Origin of the sequence: Ensifer sp. WSM1721, from assembly GCF_000513895.2 — a bacterium.
In the GTDB taxonomy this organism is placed as follows: Bacteria; Pseudomonadota; Alphaproteobacteria; order Rhizobiales; family Rhizobiaceae; genus Sinorhizobium.
Genome location: NZ_CP165783.1, coordinates 745,304 through 767,021 on the forward strand (window position 1 = coordinate 745,304; position 21,718 = coordinate 767,021).

17 protein-coding genes are annotated in these 21,718 nt (G+C 62.6%); 4 read left to right on the top strand and 13 right to left on the bottom strand.

All coding sequences use genetic code 11. The features are described 5' to 3' along the window. Nucleotides 1-195 precede the first annotated feature (195 nt). On the top strand, nt 196-2,022 hold the full coding sequence (locus tag M728_RS21065) for a sensor histidine kinase (RefSeq protein WP_026619803.1): 1,827 nt from the start codon (nt 196-198) through the stop codon (nt 2,020-2,022). Beyond that, entirely contained in the window at nt 2,019-3,362 is a 1,344-nt protein-coding gene (locus M728_RS21070; protein ID WP_026619802.1) for a sigma-54 dependent transcriptional regulator, read from the top strand. The genes M728_RS21065 and M728_RS21070 overlap by 4 nt, the downstream gene beginning before the upstream one ends. Before the next feature lie 88 nt (nt 3,363-3,450). Here M728_RS21070 and M728_RS21075 read toward each other — a convergent pair whose 3' ends face one another. The 7 genes from M728_RS21075 to M728_RS21105 form a co-directional block, all read right to left on the bottom strand. Continuing rightward, complete coding sequence (locus M728_RS21075; RefSeq protein ID WP_026619801.1) at nt 3,451-4,155, bottom strand: class II aldolase/adducin family protein; 705 nt, start codon at nt 4,153-4,155, stop codon at nt 3,451-3,453. Beyond that, complete coding sequence (locus M728_RS21080) at nt 4,148-5,593, bottom strand: FGGY-family carbohydrate kinase (RefSeq protein WP_156943379.1); 1,446 nt, start codon at nt 5,591-5,593, stop codon at nt 4,148-4,150. The genes M728_RS21075 and M728_RS21080 overlap by 8 nt, the downstream gene beginning before the upstream one ends. Nucleotides 5,594-5,702: 109 nt before the next feature. Beyond that, complete coding sequence (locus M728_RS21085; RefSeq protein ID WP_026619799.1) at nt 5,703-6,551, bottom strand: sugar phosphate isomerase/epimerase; 849 nt, start codon at nt 6,549-6,551, stop codon at nt 5,703-5,705. A 2-nt stretch (nt 6,552-6,553) separates the two neighbouring features. Beyond that, nucleotides 6,554-7,552 (bottom strand): ABC transporter permease, encoded by a 999-nt coding sequence (locus M728_RS21090; protein ID WP_026619798.1) that lies wholly within the window; start codon nt 7,550-7,552, stop codon nt 6,554-6,556. Continuing rightward, a complete protein-coding gene (locus tag M728_RS21095) occupies nt 7,549-8,550 on the bottom strand; it encodes an ABC transporter permease (protein WP_026619797.1) in 1,002 nt (333 codons plus the stop codon). The genes M728_RS21090 and M728_RS21095 overlap by 4 nt, the downstream gene beginning before the upstream one ends. Further along, nucleotides 8,543-10,057, bottom strand: a complete 1,515-nt coding sequence (locus M728_RS21100) for a sugar ABC transporter ATP-binding protein (RefSeq protein WP_026619796.1) — start codon at nt 10,055-10,057, stop codon at nt 8,543-8,545. Before M728_RS21100 ends, M728_RS21095 begins: the two co-directional genes overlap by 8 nt. Before the next feature lie 125 nt (nt 10,058-10,182). Further along, a complete protein-coding gene (locus M728_RS21105) occupies nt 10,183-11,175 on the bottom strand; it encodes an autoinducer 2 ABC transporter substrate-binding protein (RefSeq protein WP_026619795.1) in 993 nt (330 codons plus the stop codon). Between the two features lie 240 nt (nt 11,176-11,415). Between M728_RS21105 and M728_RS21110 the strand changes: the two genes are divergently transcribed. Further along, the gene (locus M728_RS21110) at nt 11,416-12,477 is read left to right on the top strand and encodes a LacI family DNA-binding transcriptional regulator (RefSeq protein WP_026619794.1); all 1,062 of its coding nucleotides are present in this window, start codon (nt 11,416-11,418) and stop codon (nt 12,475-12,477) included. 254 nt (nt 12,478-12,731) lie between these two features. On the opposite strand, the gene M728_RS21115 is transcribed toward M728_RS21110, so the two are convergent. The 5 genes from M728_RS21115 to M728_RS21135 form a co-directional block, all read right to left on the bottom strand. Further along, on the bottom strand, nt 12,732-14,333 hold the full coding sequence (locus tag M728_RS21115; RefSeq protein WP_026619793.1) for an ABC transporter ATP-binding protein: 1,602 nt from the start codon (nt 14,331-14,333) through the stop codon (nt 12,732-12,734). A 1-nt stretch (nt 14,334) separates the two neighbouring features. Beyond that, nucleotides 14,335-15,465 carry an ABC transporter permease gene (locus M728_RS21120; protein ID WP_026619792.1) on the bottom strand — a complete coding sequence of 377 codons (1,131 nt, stop codon included), beginning with the start codon at nt 15,463-15,465 and terminating at the stop codon, nt 14,335-14,337. Further along, nucleotides 15,458-16,381 carry an oligopeptide ABC transporter permease OppB gene (gene oppB, locus M728_RS21125; protein ID WP_026619791.1) on the bottom strand — a complete coding sequence of 308 codons (924 nt, stop codon included), beginning with the start codon at nt 16,379-16,381 and terminating at the stop codon, nt 15,458-15,460. Before oppB ends, M728_RS21120 begins: the two co-directional genes overlap by 8 nt. A gap of 50 nt (nt 16,382-16,431) precedes the next feature. Continuing rightward, on the bottom strand, nt 16,432-18,030 hold the full coding sequence (locus tag M728_RS21130; protein ID WP_026619790.1) for a peptide ABC transporter substrate-binding protein: 1,599 nt from the start codon (nt 18,028-18,030) through the stop codon (nt 16,432-16,434). Between the two features lie 298 nt (nt 18,031-18,328). Then, nucleotides 18,329-18,550 (bottom strand): hypothetical protein, encoded by a 222-nt coding sequence (locus tag M728_RS21135; protein WP_156943377.1) that lies wholly within the window; start codon nt 18,548-18,550, stop codon nt 18,329-18,331. A gap of 234 nt (nt 18,551-18,784) precedes the next feature. Between M728_RS21135 and fba the strand changes: the two genes are divergently transcribed. Then, a complete protein-coding gene (gene fba, locus M728_RS21140; protein WP_026619788.1) occupies nt 18,785-19,828 on the top strand; it encodes a class II fructose-bisphosphate aldolase in 1,044 nt (347 codons plus the stop codon). 65 nt (nt 19,829-19,893) lie between these two features. Here fba and M728_RS21145 read toward each other — a convergent pair whose 3' ends face one another. Then, nucleotides 19,894-21,687, bottom strand: coding sequence for an ABC transporter ATP-binding protein (locus M728_RS21145; protein ID WP_026619787.1), 1,794 nt, complete (start codon nt 21,685-21,687; stop codon nt 19,894-19,896). Nucleotides 21,688-21,718: the final 31 nt, after the last annotated feature.

The following is a 21,718-nucleotide window of genomic DNA, read 5'->3' on the forward strand; positions in this document are numbered from 1 at the left end:
CTTAGCCGATGGCGAATAGATGCGCCGCCGAAGCCGTTCGCGAAAGCCCTGCTCGCAGGAACGCATTGTCAATGTTGCGTTGACGAACACTTCAGACCGTTGACGATTAGTGTACTCTCTTGCCATCACAGGGGCGGCCTTCTACGATCCTTTTACATGATCAGCCATGCGAGGGAGGAGGAGCCCAGGCATTCCGTGAGATACCGTTTCGTGCTTGTGCTCTGCCTGCTGCCGATCGCCGCTACGGTGCTTGCCGTGCAGGGAACGACGCTCGCGACGCTCAGCTACATGCAGGAGGCGTCGGCACAGGCGAACACGGCGCTGAGGCTGGCGGTCGCCGCCCTCAACGGTCATCTCAACCGTTATCAGGCTCTCCCGGCACTTATTGCCGACCACGACGACGTCAAGGAACTGGTTACGCGTCCCCGCGACCGGAGGCTGCGGGAAAGCGTCAACGGTTACCTCAAGGAAATCAACGAGCTTCTCCGCTCCTCCGACATCTATGTCATCACGCCGGACGGCGAGACGATTGCCGCCAGCAACTATGACGGACCGACGAGCTTCGTCGGCGAGAATTTCAGCTACCGCCCCTATTTCCAGGACGCGGTCAAGGGAAAGCAATCCCGCTTCTACGCCCTCGGGACGACATCGCTGAAGCGCGGCTACTATTTCGGCGCGCCGGTCCGCGTGGGCGAGGATATCCGCGGCGTCATCGTCTTCAAGGTCGACATCGAAACCATCGAGGCTTCCTGGCAGGGCGGCGAATACAGGATTTTCGTTTCCGATCCCGAAGGCGTCATCTTCATGAGCGGCAACCCGGAATGGCTTTACGCCGGTATCCTGCCGCTGACGCCGGAACGGCTCGCACGCACCGAAGCCTCGCGGCGTTATGCCGACGCCATCCTCCACCCGCTTCCGGTCGTGCGTAGCGAGCGTTCCGGCCACCAGTTCATGACGATCACGGCAGGCGAAAGCCGCCGGGAATACCTCGTCCTTTCGCATTACATGCCCGAGGCGGATTGGACGGTGAACGTGCTCACGGACACGGCCTCGGTGCGGACACAGGCGCTGACCACGATCGCGGCCGCCATGTTGCTCATCTGCCTTGCGGGACTAGCGATCGCTGTCCTCTTCCAGCGGCGGGTGCGGTTGCGCGAACGTATGCTGATGCAAGAGCAGGCCCAAGAGGAACTCGAGCGCCGGGTCGAGGAGCGCACGGCCGATCTTGCCCGCGTCAACGCCCAGATCGAAGCGGAGATCGCCGAGAGGCGGCTCACCGAGCAGCAATTGCGCCAGACGCAGGCGGACCTTATCCAGGCGGGCAAGCTAGCAGGCCTCGGCCAGATGTCGGCGGCGCTCTCGCACGAATTCAATCAGCCGCTGGCCGCGGCCAAGACCTATGCCGACAGCGCCCAATTGTTGATCGAACGCGGACGGACCGACGAGGCAAGCGACAATGTGAGGCGCATTTCCGGACTGATCGATCGTATGGCCTCGATCAGCCGGCACCTGCGCAATTTCGCCCGCAAGCCCAATGAGAAGCTCGGACCCGTTCGCCTCGAAGAGGTGATGCACGACACCATGGAGATCGTCGCGGCACGGCTGAAGGCGTCGGATGCTGAAGTCGACATCGATCTCGGCGGCGAACCGCCCGTGGTCCGGGCGGGTTCGGTCCGATTGCAGCAGGTGCTCGTCAATGTCGTCTCCAACGCCGCCGACGCCGTCGAAGGGCTCGAAGATCGACGCATCTCGGTGCGCGCTTGGCGCGAGGGCGACAGGGCGGTGCTCACGGTGCGCGACCGCGGCCCGGGCGTGGCGCCCGCGATTGCCGAGCGCATCTTCGACCCGTTCTACACCACAAAGGGCGTCGGCAAAGGGCTCGGCCTCGGCCTTTCCATTTCCTATAATATCGTCAAGGACTTCGGCGGCAGCCTGGCGGTGTCGAACCATCCCGAAGGAGGCGCCGTGTTCCGCATCGAGCTCGCCCTCGCCGAACGGGCCGGACGCGAGGCCGCCGAGTGAACGAGAGCCGCATCCTGCTCGTGGACGACGAAGAGGAGTTGCGCCGTTCGAGCGCGCAGGCGCTCGAGCTCGCCGGCTTTCGCGTCGACACGTTCGCCAGTGCCGAACATGCACTAGAGCTGATCGGCTTCAGCTTCCCGGGCGTCGTCATCAGCGATATCCGCATGCCCGGCGTGGACGGGATGACGTTCCTGCAGCGCATTCGCGAGATCGATGCCGAGCTGCCGGTGATTCTCGTGACCGGTCATGGCGACGTCCAGCTCGCGGTCCGGGCGATGCGTGAGGGCGCCTACGACTTCGTCGAGAAGCCGTTCACGGCGCAGATGCTTGCCGGAACCATCCGCCGCGCCCTCGACTGGCGCGGGCTCGTGCTCGAAAACCGGCGCCTCAGAGCCGTTGCGGGCAAGCGCGACGACATCGAGCATCGCCTGCCTGGGCGCAGCCAAGTGATGGTCGATTTGCGCTACCGCATCCGGGCGATCGGCGCTTCGGACGCCGACACGCTGATCATCGGCGAAACCGGCGTAGGCAAGGAAGTCGTCGCCCGCGCGCTGCACGATTTGAGCGGCCGTGCCAGCGGCCCCTTCATCGCGATTAATTGCGCGGCCCTGCCGGAAAACCTGATCGAGAGCGAGCTCTTCGGCCACGAGCCGGGTGCCTTTCCCGGGGCGCTCAGGCCGCGCTACGGCAAGTTCGAGCATGGCCGCGGCGGCACGATCCTGCTCGACGAGATCGGCTCCATGCCTTTCGACCTGCAGGCGAAGTTCCTTCGCGTGCTGCAGGAGCGCGTGATAACCCGTCTCGGCTCAAACGAGACCGTGCCGCTCGACGTGCGTTTCATTGCGACCAGCAAGGTCGATCTGGAGCGCGAGGTAGCCGGCGGCCGGTTCCGCGCGGACCTTCTCTATCGACTGAACGTCGCAACGCTGCGCGTCCCGCCGCTTTCCCAGCGCCGCTCCGACATTCCCTTGCTTTTCATGCAGCTCGTGCGCGAATCCGCCGCCCGCTACGGTCGCGACGACATCGATATTTCGCCCTCCCTCGCCTCCGAAATGGCAGCGCGCGACTGGCCGGGCAATGTGCGCGAGCTACGCAATGCCGCCGAGCGGTTGGTGCTGGGGCTCGATGTCGAAGGGGAGGACACGACTGCGCCCGCCGACAGCCCGCGCCTCGCCGACAGGGTAGCCGCCTTCGAAAAGAGCGTCATCGCCAGCGCACTTGCGGCACACGGCGGAGCGCTGAAGCCCGTCTACGAGTCGCTCGGCATTTCACGCAAGACGCTTTACGAGAAGATGCAGAAGTTCGGCCTCGACAAGAGGGCGCTCGCGGACGAGCCGTGAGTGGACCGGAAGTACAGGTTCTGGATCGATCGCGAAGGCCTGACCTCCCTTACGGAGGACTTGAAAGATGAAGGCGGCGCGGTCGCCGTCATTGCGGCGACCGCGGGCGGGCGATGTCGTTCACGCCTTCCGCATCGGGCGCCTGGCCATAGCTCATGCGCCGCATCTGCGCGATGACGCGCTCCATCTCGTCGTCGGGCAGGATCGGCGGCTCGCCGAGGGTCAAGGCCTGAACGTAGATTCGTGACAGAGTCTCGACCTCGATCGCCAGCCACAGTGCGGACTCAAGCGTCTTGCCGAGCGAGATCTGGCCGTGCTGGCCAAGCAGACAGGCCATGCGGTCCTTGAGGGCGACAAGCGCGTTGACGGAGAGCGCCTGCGTGCCGAAGGTCGCGTATTCGGCGCAACGGATCGTCGTGCCGCCGGCAATGCCCGTCATGTAATGAAAGCTCGGGATGGTCTTGTGATGACAGGCAAGCGTCGTCGCGTATATCGAATGGCAGTGCAGCACGACGTTGATATCGGCGCGTTCACGCAGGATATCGCGATGGAAGCGCCATTCGGACGACGGCCGACGGCCGACATAGGTGCCGTCGAAGCCCATCTCCACCAGGTCCTCGGGCTGCATCGTCTCATAGGGCATTGACGAGGGCGTGATGAGAAAGCCGTCATCGGTCCGCACGGAGAGATTGCCGGCCGTGCCCTGATTGATACCGCTCGTATTCATGCGCCGGCAGATGTCCACCATGTCGCGCCTGAGCGCCAGCTTGTCGGTTGTCGCTGTTTCAGCCATGAAGACTTCCTTTCGTGTTCCGGAGTTCGTCTCGGTTGCCCGGCTCTCCACGGGAGAGCCTGCGCCAATCGGCGGCGTAGCGGCAAAGTTGGCGCTGGAGCACGCCAAGATCGGGCGGTTCGCTAACGGTGAGCGGCGCCGGCCCGTCACGCGTTTCGTGCCCGGCAAGCAGCGCCGCCCCGGCGGCAACGCCATAGGCGTCGAGGTTGAAGCGCACTTGGCGCTCCGGGAGCAGCGCCGCCACGACGCCCGCATAGAGCGGATCGCGCAGGAAGCTGCCGTCGAGCACGACAAGGCGATCTTCGGAGAGCGTCTCGATGCACTCGACGGTAAGCAGCGCGCAGTAAAGGAGCGCCAGAACTTTGCGTTCCATTGCCGTCTCAGGCGGCGACCCGAGAATTCGCCCCCTCCCCGCGCTGCCGGGAAAAAGGCCGTCGTCGTCGCCGAACGAGGGAACGGCGAAGGTCCGCTGCGCGACAAGGTGCGCAAGGACACCGAGGGACGCGTGTTCTGCCGGCGGATCGCCGCCGGCGACATGGGAGAACTCACGTCCGCCCATCGTCAGAATGCCCCCGAGGCTATTTCCGAATACGTCGCTGTTCAAGGTCATGCCGCGGTGCTCGTCTAGGCGCTCGAGCGGCGTCGAACGGGAAAAGCCGACGATCCATGTTCCCGTCGAGATCACGATGAAATCCCGCAGACCCGCGGCGTGATAGCGGTAATGGTTGAGGCTGCTGTCGTGGCCCCCCGTCAGCACACGCATTTCTCCCGGCAGGCCATATCGCTGCACGAGTTCAGTCCGGATCGGCGCAAGCGCCTGCCATGCCTTGGCGAAGGGCGCCATCAGCGGCTCCCAGCCGCGGGCACGCACGATCGGCGCCCAGCGGCTTTCCGCGACATTCCAGAGATGCGACTGGGCTCCGAGAAAGCTCGTTTCCGACGCCGCGACGCCGGAGAGCCGCCAGGCCCAATATTGCGGCAGGCCGAGGTACCAGCGGGCTTTGCCGAACGCATCCGGCTCCCGCTCCTCCATCCAATAGAGCTGGCGGGCCTGATGCGTGGCGCCATGCATCGTGGCACTGCCGCGATCGAGAAAGGAACCGGCAAGCGGCGCATAGCCGTCGCGGATGTCGGCTGGCAACGTCTGCTCGTAATCGATCATCGGCAGCACCGCACCATCGCCGGCATCCGGATCCGCACCCGTCAGCACGCCGCCCGAGCCGTGTCCGGCGGTCACGACGGCGGCGAGATCGTAGCGCCGTGACAGAGCCGCGAGAGTCTCGAAAACCCACTCACCCAAGCTCTTGAGATCATGATGACGCCAGGGCGGCCCGGGCACAACGGGATTGGGAATGCTGACGATCTCGACGACCGCCCCGTCCGCCTCGACCGCGCTCAGCTTGACATTGGTCTTGCCGACGTCGAGGACGGCGACCATAGCCCCTGGGTTTCCCCGACCGTTTACCGCCGCATCCACTTCTCTTTTCCTCGATCGACCGCGTGGCTTCCCGGGCGAGCCGGGACGCCTTCTCGCGGAACGTCCCCGGTCAGATCAGCCCATACTGTCTGGCCTTGTTGCGCAGGAACGGCAGGCCGTTGCCCATCACTTCTTCCTCGTCCTTCGCAACGGGGCGCCAAACAGCAAGGCCATAGGCCACTTCCGGCGGCATGTTGATAAAGCTTTCCATGGCGAGACCGCCCTTGAAGCCGATCGCCGCAAGGGTGGAAAAAATCTCATCCCAGCCACAGGTGCCGTAACCCGGCGTGCCGCGATCGCTTTCGGACAGGTGGATATATTTCAGGTGCTCGCGCGCATCGAGAATGCCCTTGCCGACGCCCTTCTCCTCGATGTTCATGTGGTAGGTGTCGAGGTGCACGAAGATATTGTCGGCGCCGACCCGCTCTATCATCTTGACCGCCTGCCAACCGGTGTTGATCAGGTGGTTCTCATAGCGGTTGACGGCTTCGACACCGAGTTCGATGCCGCGCGACTTGGCATGCTTGGCCGCTGCCTCGAGCACGCGGACAATGTTGTCGTACTCCGCCAAGGTAGGCGGCACGCCGGTGCGCTCGCCGATGCCGCCATAGATTACGCCGGAAAGCGCTTCGCCGCCGAGATCGGCCGTCTTGTCGATCGCAACCTTCAGATGGTCGATCGCCGCGTCCGGTCGCACCGACGCCCACGCACGCTCCGGCAGACCGAGCGAGCAGAGCGCGCGCAGGCGGTTTTTCTCGAGCAGTGCACGGGTGTGCTCCGTGTCGACCGCAGGCGGGTTGAGCATCGGGATCTCGATGAAGTCGACCTCGTATTTGACCGCGGCCGCCACCGCCCGTTCGGCCCCTCCCCGGTCCCAGTTCATGGTCCACATGCTCGTATGGACGCCAAAACCCTGCATGGTCATGATCCTCTTCTGACAATTGAAATCTTGATCCTGGTTGCCACCCAACGAAGAATCATCACGCCGACAAGCAGGATGCCCCAGACGGCAGTCGCGAGATGCTGGTTGGCTCCAATGAGATTGAGGCCGGACGAGAGAAGCTGTAGCACCACGAGGGCCACGAAGACCGGGATGACCCGGCCGAAGCCGCCGAACGGATTGACGCCTCCCAGGAAGCAAGCCAGCACGGTGATCAGCAGGTAGGATTCACCGTGGCCGATGCGCACTGAATTAAATCGCGCCAGCATGATGATGCCGGCGACCGCACACATGACGCCGGAGAGCGTGTAGATGAGCACGATCGCCTTGCGGGTGTTGATGCCGGAATAGCGGGTCGCCTCGAGGTTGGAGCCGATCATATAAGTGTTGAAGCCGAGCTTGGTACGGCCGAGAAGCACGTGCCAGGCGAGCACGCATGCGATGAAGACGATCAGCGGCACGGGGATTCCGGCGATCGAACCGTGGCCGATCACGCCCATAAACGGCGGAAAGCCGGAGACATCGCCGCCGCGTGTCAGGAACTCGCCGAGCCCCCGCAGGAAGATCATCATCGACAAGGACACGAGAATCGGGTGTGCGCGGGTGAAGGCGATTACCAAGCCCATTACGGCTCCGCTCGCCGCACCGACCATGAGGGCGAGCAGGCAGGCAACGATAAAGATGCCGAGGCCGGCGTCTACGCCGCCGTTCGCCTTCAGGATCCAGGCGACCGTCAGTCCGGCAATATTCGCCGTAAACGTGATTGCGAGGTTTAGGCCGCCGGTCAGGATCGGCAGCAGCATGGCGAGCGTCAGGAGTCCCAGTTCCGGGAGTTGGAAAGCTACAGAACCGAAGGTCGCGGCACTCAGGAACTGCGGCGAGGCGATGCCGAAGACGAGCACGACGGCCACGAAGGCGAGGCCGGGGCCTGCCATTTCGGGTCCGAGAGCAGCTTTGACGCGTTCGAGGATCGCGGTCACCGTCCCCCTCCTTTCTGGCCGACGAACGGCAGCAGACGCTCGATCCGGGTGTTGGAGAGCGTGATGGCGATCAGGATGATGGCGCCGACGATCATCTTGAAGGCGAAGGGCGAGACGCCCATCAAGTTGAGGCCGTTCTGGGTGATCGAGATCAAGAGCACGCCGAGAATGCAGCCGAGCACTGAACCTTTGCCGCCACCAAGGCGGGCTCCGCCCAAAACGACCGCGGCAAGCACGTCGAGTTCGCGTCCGTAAAGCGCGTTCGGCACCACCTCCTGCGCATAGTGCGCTTGGATGAGACCACCGATGCCGGCCATCAGGCCGAGCCAGCCGAAGGCGATGAACTGCATGGCGCCGATATTGATGCCGAAGCGGCGCGCCCCTTCCGGATTGTCGCCGAAGGCATAGAGCTGCCGTCCGATCGTGGTGCGGGTGATCAGCGCCCAGGTCGCCACGACGCAAATCACCATGACGAGAACCGGCAGCGTGATTTCGATCCAGGTTCCGTTCGGCATTTCATGCTCGAAAAGAATGACCCGGTCGGTCAGCCAGTCGGGCAGGTTGTAGATCGACACGCCTCTGGTGAAGAACATCAGTAGCCCGAAGTAAATGTTGAACGTGGAGATCGTCGCAACGATCGAGATGATCCGGAAGCGGTGGATCAGGAAGGCATTGACGCAGCCAAGCAGGATGCCGAGCGAGCCGGCGATCAGGAGTCCGGAAACCCAACCGCCGCCGCCGATCCAGCCGAGCGCGATCGCCGTACAGTATTGGACGACGGAAGCGGCGACCGCAAAGGAGATGTCGATGCCGCCGGCGATCAGCACCACCAGTAGCCCGACCGCGAAGATGATGTTGACGGCGCTGATGTTCAGGAGGTCGAAGGCATTGCCGAGCGAGAAGAAGTTCGCCGTGGCGAAGGAAAGCACGGTGCTGATGGCGACGATCACCGCCAGCAAGGAGAACTCGGTCGCGTGAGTGCGGATCAAGCTACGCATAGACGGCCGCCTCGATGTCTTCCAGACGCGTCTGGCGCGGATCATAGCTGCCGACGATGCGGCCCTGCGCCATATGCAGGACCCTGTCGGCGTTGAAATAGACCTCAGGCACCTCGTCCGAGATGAGGATGATCGCCAGGCCGCTCTCGGCGAGCTTGGCAACAATGTCGAAGATGCCGGCACGGGCGCCGACGTCGACGCCGACGGTGGGGCAATCGAGAATCAGGATCTTCGGATCGGTAGCAAGCCACTTCGCAATTGCGACGCGCTGCTGGTTGCCGCCGGAAAGCGTCGATATCGCATCCGCCTGGCGGCCGATCCTGACGCCGAGATCGGCGATCCAGCGTGAAACGAGGCCGCGCTTACGATCGTCGGAAAGCAGACCGCCGGAGAGAATCTTGCGAAGCGAGGCGATCACGAGGTTGTCGGCAATCGACTGCGGCTGGATGAGCCCGAGCGACAGACGGTCTTCTGAGAGATAGGCGACACCCGCCTTGATTGCGTCGCGGTTCGAGCCGAAGCGGACCTCCCGGCCCTCGATGCGGATCGAGCCCGCGGCGGGTTTCAGCATCCCGAACAGGGCGAGCGCCAGCTCGGTCCGCCCTGCCCCCAAAAGACCGGTGATTCCGACCGTTTCGCCGCGGCGGACGGTGAGCGAAATGTTCTCGAACTGGCCCGGTCGCGTCAGTCCCCTTACATCGAGCACGACCGGCTGATCGTCCCGCGGGCGTGCGCGGACGTGCTGATCGAAGGTCTTGCCGGTCATCAGTTCGGTAATGCGCGACTGCGTCATGCCGGCGGCGGCATAAACGCCGACCAGCGCGCCATCCCGCAGCACCGTGATGCGGTTTGAAATCTCCAGAACTTCGGCAAGTCGGTGGCTGACGAAGACGACGGCGACGCCGGAGACGGAAAGAGTGCGGACAATGTCAAGGAGATGATCGGTCTCCGACTGCGTCAGCGATGCCGTCGGCTCGTCCATGAAGACGAGCTTCGCCTCGCCGATCAGGGCCCGGGCGATCGCCACGATTTGGCGCTGGGCGATCGCGTATTCCTTGAGCGGCAGCTCGACGTCGAGCGTGACGCCGAGACGGGCGAGCGCGTCGATGGCGATCCGCCGGATGCGTCCGTAGTCGACGAGACGCGGCCGGCGGCCGACGACCTCGTGGAAGGCAATGTTCTCGGCCACGCTCATTTCCGGGAACAGCGCCAGATCCTGCCAGATGACCTGGATGCCGCGATCCTGCGCGGTGACTGGCGACATGTGCGAATAGGTCTCGCCGTCATATTCGATGACTGCGCCATCCGCCGGGCGATAGACGCCGGTGATCACTTTGATTAGCGTGCTCTTGCCGCAACCGTTCTCGCCGGCGAGACAATGCACTTCACCGGGGAGCACCTCGAAGCTCACATTCTTCAGCGCCTTGATGCCGCCAAACGTCATATTGATGTTGCGAAGGGACAGAAGCGGCTTTTCGCCTACCGTCGCGCTCGTTGCCTGATGCATGGACCCTGCGCCTGTCGTACTTCGTTTCGCGAGACTTGCCAGGCCGGCCGGAGCCGGCCCAGCAGCCGGGAGAACCCGTTGGGATGGGATGCCCGGCGCGGCCTCCCACCTGCAATCATTGCGGTCTAGAGACCCATCGCAGCGAGATCGGCGACCGTGTCCTTGTTGATCGGCACGAGCTGGTCCACAATGATGTTGCGGTTTTCGAAGTCTGGATGGACGACGCCAAGACCTTCGATTTCATCACCGTCCTTGATCTCCTCGCCCTTGAGGAGCTTATCGGCCATCGTTACAAAGACTTCGCCGGCCTGCTTCGGATTCCACATGAAGCCTCCGGAGATGGCGTCGGACTTCACGAGCTTCTGGCCTTGTCCGGGCGAGAAGGGCCCGAGAACGAAGATCTGACCCACCTTACGGCGTTCTTCGATAGCGCGGCCGGCGCCGATCGGACCCTGGCTGCCGAAGGCGAGGAAGCCCTTGAGGTTCGGGTGAGCGGAGATGAGGTCGAGGGCCGTCGAGCGGCTCTTGTCGACGTCCTCGGCAACGCCGTAGCGTTCTCCGACCAGGGTCATCTCGGGATGGTTCTTCTTGAGATAGGCAATTGCCGCGTCTGCCCAGGCGTTGTGCAGCGGAACGGTCAGCGAACCGACGAACACCGCATATTCACCCTTGCCGCCCATCTTGTCCGCCAGGAGCTTGGCATGCGCCTCGCCGAAACCCTGAGACGAAGCGAGCTCGAAGTCCCAGTCCGCGCCCTTCTGACTGGGCGATTCATGCGTGATGACAATGATGCCCTTCTCTTTGGCCTTCGTCAGCACCGGCTCCAGCACCTTGGCATCGTTGGGCACTACGCCGATGACCTTCACGCCCTGGGCGATCAGATCCTCGATCGCGCGAACCTGCAGTGCCGGGTCAGCGCTCGTCGGTCCGACCATGAAAGCGTCGAGGCCGAGCTTCTCGCCGCGTTCCTTGATCCCGGCTTCCATTGCGTTGAACCACGGGATGCCGCCGATCTTGACGACGACACCAACCTTGGGCGTTTCCTGCGCCGCGACGGAAAAGGCACCGGCGAGCGAAAGCGATGCCGCTAGAGCGGCGGCAAGAATTCTCTTGATCATGTCTCTCCTCCACAGGTTCCCGCAGGGGGAACTCTCCCGGGCGCACAGGCGCCGGCCTCCAGTTTTCATCCTCCATGACGAGAAGGGAATTTCCCGCCGCTTACCGCCGCCTCCTCAGACGACCCATCGCATTTGCGCAATCGATATTTCCATTTGCACAATCGATGGTGCAACGACTATCCTGCAGACTTAATCTTTCGTCAAGCGGAAATCGGCTCTAAGACATTTGGGGAGGGCCACATGCCGAACAGCAGCAAGAAAAAGGCGACGATCTACGACCTGTCGGTGCTCTCGGGAAGTTCGCCCTCAACTGTGAGCGCGGTGCTGAACGGCACCTGGCGCAAACGGCGCATCAAGGAAAGCACCGCCGAACTCATCCGCAATCTCGCCGAGACCCACCAGTATACGACGAACCGCCAGGCACGTGGATTGCGCAGTTCGCGCTCCGGCCTCGTCGGGCTGCTCTTGCCGGTCCACGACAATCGCTATTTCTCTTCCCTCGCCCAGACTTTCGAGGCGCATGTGCGCAGCAAGGGCCAGTGCCCGATCGTCGTCAGCGCCAGCCGCGATCCTGACGAGGAGCGCAAGACGGCGGAAACGCTGATCTCCTATTCCATCGACGAACTGTTCATCTGCGGCGCAACCGATCCGGACGGCGTCCACGAGGTCTGCGATGCTGCGGGGCTGAAGCACATCAACATCGACCTGCCCGGCACGAAGGTCCCCTCCGTCATCAGTGACAATTTTGAGGGCGGTCGGTTACTGACCGAAGCCATCATACGCCACTTTCCGGCCGACCGCCCGCTCCAGCCGAACGATCTCTATCTGTTCGGCGGCCGTAACGACCATGCGAGCCATGAACGGATCCGCGGCTTCCGCGCGGTGAAAAAGGATCTGCTCGGCGGTGATCCGGACGAATGCATCCAACCGACCGGCTATGCGGCGAATAATGCAAGGAGAGCCTTCGAAGCCTTTTTCGCCCGACACGGCAAGTTGCCCCGCGGTCTTTTCGTGAATTCCTCGATCAATTTCGAGGGCTTACTGCGCTTCATGGCCGGGCACCCGCACGACAATTTCGCCGATCTCGTCGTCGGCTGCTACGACTACGATCCTTTCGCCTCGTTCCTCCCCTTCCCCGTCATCATGATCCGGCAAAACGTCGAGGGAATGATCGCCAAGGCCTTCGAAGTGATCGAGGAAATGCGGCCCCCCCCGCAAATTCATTTGGTCCAGCCGGAGCTCGTGCCTCCAAGGACCGCGCTCACAGGCCCGCTCGACGCGCTGAAAGACATCGACCTCTGAGGTCGAGAGTTTTCAAGTCGTCCTACAGCGCCGCGTCTTATCAGACGCGCAAAGGTCGCTGTAGCACTTTGAATTGCTGCATGTCTTTGTCCTTAAATCGAGGTCGCTTTAAGGAGACATGCAGTAGCCGCTCCCCTTCACAGGCTGGTGGAGAGGCCCAGGGGCCCCTCCTCGGCCGCGACCGTACGCGGAAAGAAGGCGCCGCGGACGGATGCGGGCAAACGCCGGCAAAAACGGTCGATACCCCCACCACCTCAAACGTTGAACGCAGCGCCGATCAGCGTCTTCGTGTAGGCCTCCTTCGGCGCTTGGAAGATCGCGTCCGTCTCCCCTTCCTCGACAATGCGGCCGTTCTTCATCACGATCACGTAGTCCGACATCGCCTTCACTACGGAGAGGTCGTGGCTGATGAAGATGTAGGAGAGGCCGTGCTTCATCTGCAGATCGCGCAGCAGCTCGATCACCTGGCCTTGCACCGAACGGTCGAGCGCCGAGGTGGGTTCGTCGAGGATCACCACCTTCGGCTTCAGGATCATCGCGCGGGCGATCGCGATGCGCTGGCGCTGCCCACCCGAGAATTCGTGCGGATAGCGGTTGCGCGAAGCGGGATCGAGGCCGACCTCCTTCAGAGCCGCGATCGCACGCCGATCGCGCTCGGCGCGGCTCAACTCCGGCTCGTGCACGTAGAGGCCTTCGCTGATGATCTCGCCGACGGTCCGGCGCGGCGAGAGCGAGCCGTAAGGGTCCTGGAAGACGAGCTGGAGTTCGCGGCGCAGGGGCCGCATCGCACTGCGGTCGAAGCCGGATATATCCGTTGTGCCGAAACGGTAGTAGCCGCTGCTCGGCAGCAGCCGCAGCAGGGCCCGCCCGAGCGTCGATTTGCCCGAACCGGACTCGCCGACGATGCCGATCGTCTGACCCTGCTTCAGGCGCAGATTGACGCCGTCGACCGCGCGGAAGACGGTCGACGCTCCGCGGAACAGTCCGCCGGGGATCGTATAGTCGACGGCAACGTCGCGGCCTTCGAGGATGATCGGCGCGCGATCGGCGGGCGGCGCCTTGTGCCCGCTTGGCTCGGCGGCAAGCAGCATCTTCGTATAGTCCGCCTTCGGCCGCTCGAAGATCTCGGCCGTCGTCCCCTGCTCCACGACCTCGCCCCGGCGCATCACCGCGACGCGATCGGCGAAGTGCTTGACGATGCCGAGGTCGTGCGTGATGAGCACGATCGCCATGCCGAAGCGCTTCTGCAGCGATTTCAAGAGATCGAGGATCTGCGCCTGGATCGTTACGTCGAGCGCCGTGGTCGGCTCGTCGGCAATGAGGATGTCCGGCTCGTTGGCGAGCGCCATGGCTATCATGACGCGCTGGCGCTGGCCGCCGGAAAGCTCGTGCGGATAGCTGTCGATCCGCCGGCCGGGTTCCGGAATGCCGACGAGTTCCAGGAGCTCGAGCACGCGCTTCCTCGCCTCCTTGAACGTGCCGCCGCGGTGATGGACGATCGGCTCCGCGATCTGCCGGCCGATCGTGTAAAGCGGATCGAGCGACGTCATCGGCTCCTGAAAGATCATGGTGATCTTCGAGCCGCGCACGCTGTTCAGTCTCTTCGGCGAAAGCCCGATGAGCTCCTTGCCGCGATAGCGGGCCGAACCGGTGACCGTGCCGTTCTTCGCGAGCAGCCCCATGATGCCCATCATGGTCTGGCTCTTGCCGGAACCAGATTCGCCGACCACCGCCAGCGTTTCGCCGGAACGGACATCGAGATCGATGCTCTTGACCGCCTCGACCGTGCCGTCCGGCGTCGAAAAATCCACCTTGAGGCCGCGCACGGCGAGAATGGAGTCCTTCATCTCTGTCATGTCAGCGGTCCTTCGGGTCGAGCGCATCGCGCAGGCCGTCGCCGACGAAATTCAGCGAGAACAGCGTGACGACGAAGAAGATGGCCGGGAAAATCAAGAGCCACGGCGCCGACTGGATGTTGTTTGCACCTTCCGAGATCAGCGCCCCCCAACTTGTGAGCGGCGCCTGCACGCCGAGGCCGAGGAAGGACAGGAAGCTTTCGAGCAGGATGACCTTCGGCACGACGACGGTGACGAAGACGATCACCGGACCGATCGTGTTCGGAATGATATGCCGGCGGATGATCTGCCAGTCGGTGAGACCGAGCGCTTGCGCGGCGCCGACGAACTCGCGCCGCTTAAGAGCCAGCGTCTGGCCACGGACGATACGCGCCATGTCCAGCCATTCGACCGCGCCGATCACCAGGAAGATCAGGATGAAGCTGCGGCCGAAGAAGACGACGAGCACCACGACGAGGAAGACGAAGGGCAACGAATAGAGGATCTCGACGAGACGCATCATGACGTTGTCGACGCGCCCGCCGATATAGCCGGATGTCGCTCCGTAGACGACGCCGATGCCGAGAGAGACGAGGCTTGCGAGCAGACCGACGGCAATCGAGATCTGCCCGCCGAGCATGACGCGGACGAGCAGGTCGCGGCCGTTGGAATCCGTGCCGAAGGGGAAATATTCGCGGTCCACTTGCCCTTCGACCTTCAGTGTGCGGCCGTCGTCCTCGGTCGCGAGCACCTTGGTGTTCTCGAACTCGTTTGCCCGGTCGAAATAGCGCGTGGCACGCGGGTCGATCGGCTGGTCCGACGTCACGGTGGCGGTGAAGGTTTCGCCCTCGACATTGAATTCCGTCAACGTCACGCGCGCGCGGGTCGCGACACCCTCCATCACATCCTGCAGCGTCGACGTGTCCGGCCGGGGCTCGAGGCTCGGGCTGATCGAGACATAGGAGGGGAAGACCTGATCGTAGGTGTGCGGCGAGAACCACGGACCCACGAACGAGAAGAGCGCGATCAGCGCCAGCATGACGCAGCCGGCCATGGCGGCACGGTTGCGGCGGAAGCGGATCGCTGCGAGCTGGAAGAGGCTGCGGCCCTTGGTTTCCGGCGAGGCGGCCGGTGCCTGGACGATATCAGTCATGGCGGACCCTCGGATCGAGCAGGCCGTAGAGAATATCGACCAAAAGATTGAAGACGATGACGAAGATGGCGATGAGGATCACGGTGCCCATCACCAGCGTGTAGTCACGGTTGATCGCGCCGAGAACGAAATAGCGTCCGACGCCGGGAATGGTAAAGATCGTCTCCACCACGGCCGAACCGGTCAAAAGTGCTGCCGCGCAAGGCGCAAGATAAGAGACGACGGGCAGCAGCGCGCCGCGCATCGCATGCGTCACCACGACGACGCGGGACGGCAGGCCATAGGCCTTCGCGGTGCGGATATGGTCGGTGTTGAGCGCCTCGATCATAGAGCCGCGCGTAAGCCTGGCGAAGACGGCGAGCTGCGGAAGAGCGAGGGCGATCATCGGCAGAATCAGGAAGCGGAACGATCCGTCGCCCCAGCCGCCGGCGGGCAGCCAGGAAAGCATGATCGCGAAGATGAGCGTCAACACGGGGCCGACGACGAAGTTCGGTACGGTGACGCCAACCGTCGAGATCGACATGACCGCGAAATCGAGGAAACTGTTCTGCCTGAGCGCGGCGATCGTGCCGGCAATGACGCCGCCGATGACGGCCAATATCAAGGCGTAGAAGCCGAGCTCCATCGAATAGGGCAGCCCCTTGCCGATCAACTGCGCGACATTGTTGTCATGGTAGATGTAACTCGGGCCGAAGTCGCCGGTCACCGCATTGCTGAGATAGGTGACGTATTGGCGCCAGAGCGGCTGATCGAGGTGGTAGGTCCTCATCAGGTTCTCCATCGTGGCGGGAGGGAGAGGACGCTCGAGATTGAAGGGGCCACCTGGGGCAAAGCGCATCAGGAAGAAGGAAATGGTGACGACGATAAACAGCGTCGGCACCGCACTCGCCAATCGGCGAAGGATGAAGGAGATCATGGACGTGCTCCGGAGGCGACGCGCGGGAGCCCGCGCGTCGTCTCAGTTCGTTATTCGGCGACGCTCAGGAACTTGCTCAGGTGCGCGTTCGGCGAGTTGTCCTGCCAGCCTTTAACGCGATCCGAAACGAGCCACAGGTCAGCCTGGGTGAGGAACGGTGCGATCGGCTGTTCCTTCATCAGCAGCGCTTCCGCCTCGTGCAGGATCTTCGAGCGGGCCGCCGGATCCTGTTCTTCATAGGACTTCTTCATCAACGCGTCGTACTCGGCGTTTTCGAAGTGGCCATAGTTGAAGGTCTTGTTGGTGCTGACGCTGAGCGCAAGGAAGTTCTCCGCATCGGCATAGTCGGCGACCCACCCGGCGCGCGCGACGTTGAACTTGCCGCCTTCCTGCAGATAGGCGTAATGCGACGACACGTCGAGGTTCACGAGCGAGACCTTGGCGCCGAAGGTATTCTTCCACATGTCCGCTACAGCGGTTGCAACGCGCTCATGGTTCGGGTTGGTGTTGTAGCGGATTTCGATGTTCAGCGGCTTGCCGCCCTCGCCGTAGCCGGCTTCCTTCATCAGCTCGATCGCCTTGTCTTCGCGGTCGAGCTGCGACATCTCGGCGAAATCGGCCTTGGCGGGTTCACCATAGCTTTCGATGCCCGGCGGCACCATCGAGTAGGACGGAAGCTGCGAGCCGCTGTAGATTTCCTTGGCGAGGAAGTCGCGATCGACTGCCATCGAGAGCGCCCGGCGAACGCGAACATCGCTATAGGGCTCCTGACGCGTGTCGAAAGCGTAATAGTAGGTTGCAAGGGTCGGTGAGACGTGGACCTGGTCACCGTAGGACTTGCGCAGCCGCTCGATCTGGTCAGCAGAAAAGTTGTAGACGAGGTCCATTTCCTTCGCTTCGAAGCGACGCACCGAGGCCGCCTGGTCGTCGATCGGGTAAAAGATCACCTTGTCGAGCTTGACGTTGGCAGCATCCCAATAGTTCGTGTTCTTCTCGACCGTCAGGCTGTCGTTCGGCACATGCGCCGTCAGCCGGAAAGCACCGTTCGAAACCATGACGCCCGGCTTGACGAAATCCGCGCCATTCTTTTCGACGCTCGCCTTGCTGACCGGCAGCGCCGTCTGGTGGGCGAGCAATTCAAGAAAGAAGGGCGTCGGGCGCTCTAGGGTGACTTCGAGCGTCTTTTCGTCGACGGCCTTGACGCCGAGCTGCTCGAGCGGCAGTTCGCCCTTGTTGACCTTTTCCGCATTCTTGATCGGGTAAAGGATGTTGGCGTATTCGGCGGCCGTCTTCGGGTCCTCGACGCGGCGGAACGAGAAGGCGAAATCCTCGGCGGTCACAGGCGAGCCGTCGGACCACTTGGCATCGGCACGCAGCTTGAAGGTGTAGACGGTACCGTCGTCCGAAAGCTCCCAGGTTTCGGCGACACCGGGTACGATCTTGCCAGCGGCGTCGTAGATCGTCAGGCCTTCATAGAGGTCCTTGAGGATGAACTCCTCGATGTTGATCGAGGTGTGCGCCTGGTCGAGCGTCTGCGGCTCGCCGGCATTGCCGCGATGAAGCACGGCCTCCGCGAGCGCCGGACTTGCGCCGATGAGCAGCGAGCCAATGAGCGCGGCGGTGCTGAGATTGAGTTTCAGTGAAGCCATTTTTCTTCTCCTTCCCCTCGATTTGAGTGTGGTTGATCGCAGGAGAGAAGTGCAATTTCGCGGGAAAGGCAAGGCGATTCCTGCACCCTCCTTTATAAAACGAAATTCTGATTATCGCAAAGGTTGTGGCTCCGTTGCGACGAATCCTGCCGCCTCGTGACGATGCGCGGCTGAACGGAATTATGCGCCGCCCGCTGCCAACTGCAACGTTTTAGATGTTTTTTCCCAGGGGGAACGCATGGCGGCCGTGGCACAGCCGCGGCGTTGTCATGCAAACTTCATGAAGGGAAGCGGCACTTTACGTAATACGCGGAAAAATTTGCCATTTCTTTCGCAATCTTTTTGCGAACTTGGCTTGCACATCTCTGCAGCCGCGTTGCTTGACGAGGAACAGATTTGCGCCGGTCGGTGGCATGGAGCTTCGCCGGAAGGCTGCCTCTCTCGCGCCTCTTCCCCAGGTCGCCATCACCAACCAGAAAGCGAAAGCGGTGATTTTTGACGGGATCGTTTTTTCATCCACAGCAATTCCTCTGAAGCACGTTCATCAAGTGCACGTGGCGCATCCAGGCCCGGTTGCCAAAAGGTCTGCATCAATTATTGTGCGCTTGACTTGGGTCCGGAACGCCGTTTTCGGGGGCAGTGGAGCACGCCCATACGCGTGTGCAAAGGGCGGCGAAGGGGCCTCATCCGACGGCGGCTTCGACCGCTTCATCGTGGCGCCTGGAGTGGGCGTCTAGCATCAGGGAGATTTCGAATGGCATTGATCACATTGCGGCAACTGCTCGACCATGCAGCGGAAAACAATTACGCGCTGCCAGCCTTCAATGTGAACAATCTCGAATACATCCAGGCCGTCATGAAGGCCGCGGATGCGACCGATTCTCCCGTTATCCTGCAGGCGAGCCGCGGCGCGCGCGCCTATGCGGGCGATGCTTTCCTGCGTCACCTGATTCTCGGCGCCGCGGAGGAGTATCCGCACATCCCGGTCTGTCTCCATCTCGACCATGGCGACCAGCCGTCGACCTGCATCTCGGCCATCACCAACGGCTTTACCTCCGTGATGATGGACGGCTCGCTGGAGAGAGACGGCAAGACCGTCGCGAGCTATGAATACAACGTCGCCGTCACCGCGGAGGTCGTGAAGATCGCTCATGCGGCGGGCGTCTCTGTCGAGGGCGAGCTCGGCTGCCTCGGCAATCTCGAAACGGGTGCCGGCGATAAGGAAGACGGGCACGGTTTCGAAGGCAAGCTCACGCGCGAGGAGCTGTTGACGGACCCCGACCAGGCCCTCGACTTCGTCACCAAGACGGGCGTCGATGCTCTCGCGGTCGCGATCGGCACGAGCCACGGCGCCTACAAGTTCACGCGTGAGCCGGACGGCGAGATTCTCTCGATCGAGACGATCGCCAAGATCAATAGGCGGCTCCCGAACACGCATCTCGTTATGCACGGGTCGTCGACCGTGCCGGCCGATCTCCAGGAACTTTTCAACGCCCATGGCGGCAAGATGAAAAAGACCTGGGGCGTGCCGGTCTCGGAAATCCAAAAGGCGATTCCGCTCGGCGTCCGCAAGGTCAATATCGATACCGATCTTCGCCTCGCCTTCACCGGCGAAATCCGCAAGCACCATCTCGAGCATCCGGACAATTTCGACCCGCGCAACTACCTGAAGCCGGCAATCGCCCGCATGACGGAGGTCTGCAAGGAACGCTTCCAGGCCTTCCGCTCCGCCGGCCAAGCATCGAAGATCCGGGTACTGAGGCTGCCGGAAATGGCGAAGCGCTACGCAGCCGCGTAGTTCGTCGGGTCACAGGCACGTTGTTGTCGCAACCGGGCAGGCGCATCGCGTTGGCGTTTCGCCGGCTAGCCTTGCCTCTCCATATGTATCTCGTGCTCGTAGAGCTGATCCATGCTGAGCGAGGCCACTTCCGCCAGGCGCATCTGACTTTTCACGCGGCCTGAGCCGAGAACCACGACATCGTCGCAAAACGAAATCGTGCTGCGGTGATGGCTGATCACGACCGTTGTGCGGCGGCCCGCTCTCGATTTCAACGTCTCGACGATTGCCGCTTCCGACAGACCGTCGACGGCATTCGTCGCCTCGTCCAGGATCAGGATCGCCGGGTCGCGCACCAGCGCCCGCGCGAGCGCGATCCGCTGCCGTTGTCCCGCCGAGAGGCTCGCTCCCCTGTAGCCGACGACCGTCTCGTAGCCTTGCGGCAGTTTTTCGATGAAGCTGTGCGCCTCCGCCAGCTTCGCGGCTCGCTCCACTTCCGCAAACGTAGCGCTCTGACCGTAGGTGATGTTTTCCAGAATGCTTCCGTCAACCAGTTCCAGATCCTGGCTGGCGACGGCGATTTGCCGCCGCCACTGGACGGGATCGATTTCATCGAGCGGCACGCCATCGACGAGAATGCGTCCCTCATCCGGCTCCACGAAACGGCAAAGCAGATTGACGATGGTGGTCTTGCCGGCGCCCGAGCGGCCGATGATTGCCGTCGACCGGCCATGATGGATCTGGAAGCCCGCGGAACGCAACACGATGGGGCGTTCCTCAGAGCCTGGATATCGGAATGTCACCCGGTCGAACTGGATGGCCCGTCGCAAGCCCTCAAACGGCTCGCTGCCCGTCGGAGGCTTCGGTTTGTCGGAAGAATCCAGAAGCCATCGCACCTCCTCGAGCGAGCCGCTCCACCCCTGGATCTGGCTCCAGGACATCTGCAGCGCACGCACGTGCGGCTGCAGGCGGTAGAGCAGGATGACGAAAGCGACGATCACGGGAAAGCTCACCCCGACGAACCAGGCACTCACCACCGCCGCGAGAAAGAGGGCCGAATGGAGCACCTCTGTCAGCGGTGGCAGGACGCCTTGGCGTGTCTGGAGCACAAATCCGGCGCGACGCACGGCTTCCGATGCGGCGTCGAAGGCGTTCTTCTCGCGCTGCTCCTGACCGAACACACGGATGAGCCGCCCCGCATGCACCAAGTGCAGCATCCTCCCGGCGAGTTCGCTATTGAAAGATGTCACGTCGCGGCTCGGGCGTTTGAGCGTGGCCGAAAGGGCCGCATGCGCAAGCTGAACGAGAACAAGGCCGAGCGCCACGAAAAGCGTCATCTGCCAGGAGAGGAGCAACAGGAAGGCCATCAGGATCACGGTTGCGGAGCCGTGCACGATCGAAGCGAGCACCGTCTGTATGGCGTCGGAGGCGCGCCATGATTCGTTGGAGATGATGTTCAGCAGGCGGCCCGGATTTTGCTGCATGAAGAAAGGATAGCCGATCCTCAAGAGCTGATCAGAGAGCGCGCTTCGGATGGCGTGGCTCGCCTTGCCGTAGATGAAGTTGGTGAGCAGCGTATTCGCAAAGGCCAGAACATTCTTGAGTGTGATCAGGGAAAGGACAGCTGCGGCTATCGCAAGCAATCGTGTGCCGTCGTTCAGCCCCTGCCCCATTTGCTGAAAGAATGCGGAAATTCCGCTCAAGCCCCCAGCCTGTCCGTCCCCAGCGATAATGCTGAGCATCGGGATTATAAGCCCGATTCCGGCGCCTTCGAGCGCAGCGCTGGCGAGGCCCAGAACGACGACCACCGGAAGAAGGCGCAATTGCGGTCCCAGCGCGTCACGCAAGACATGCAAGCCGGGCAACAGGAATCGCAACATGGCGGCCCTCATATTTTCTTTTTCAGCTCTT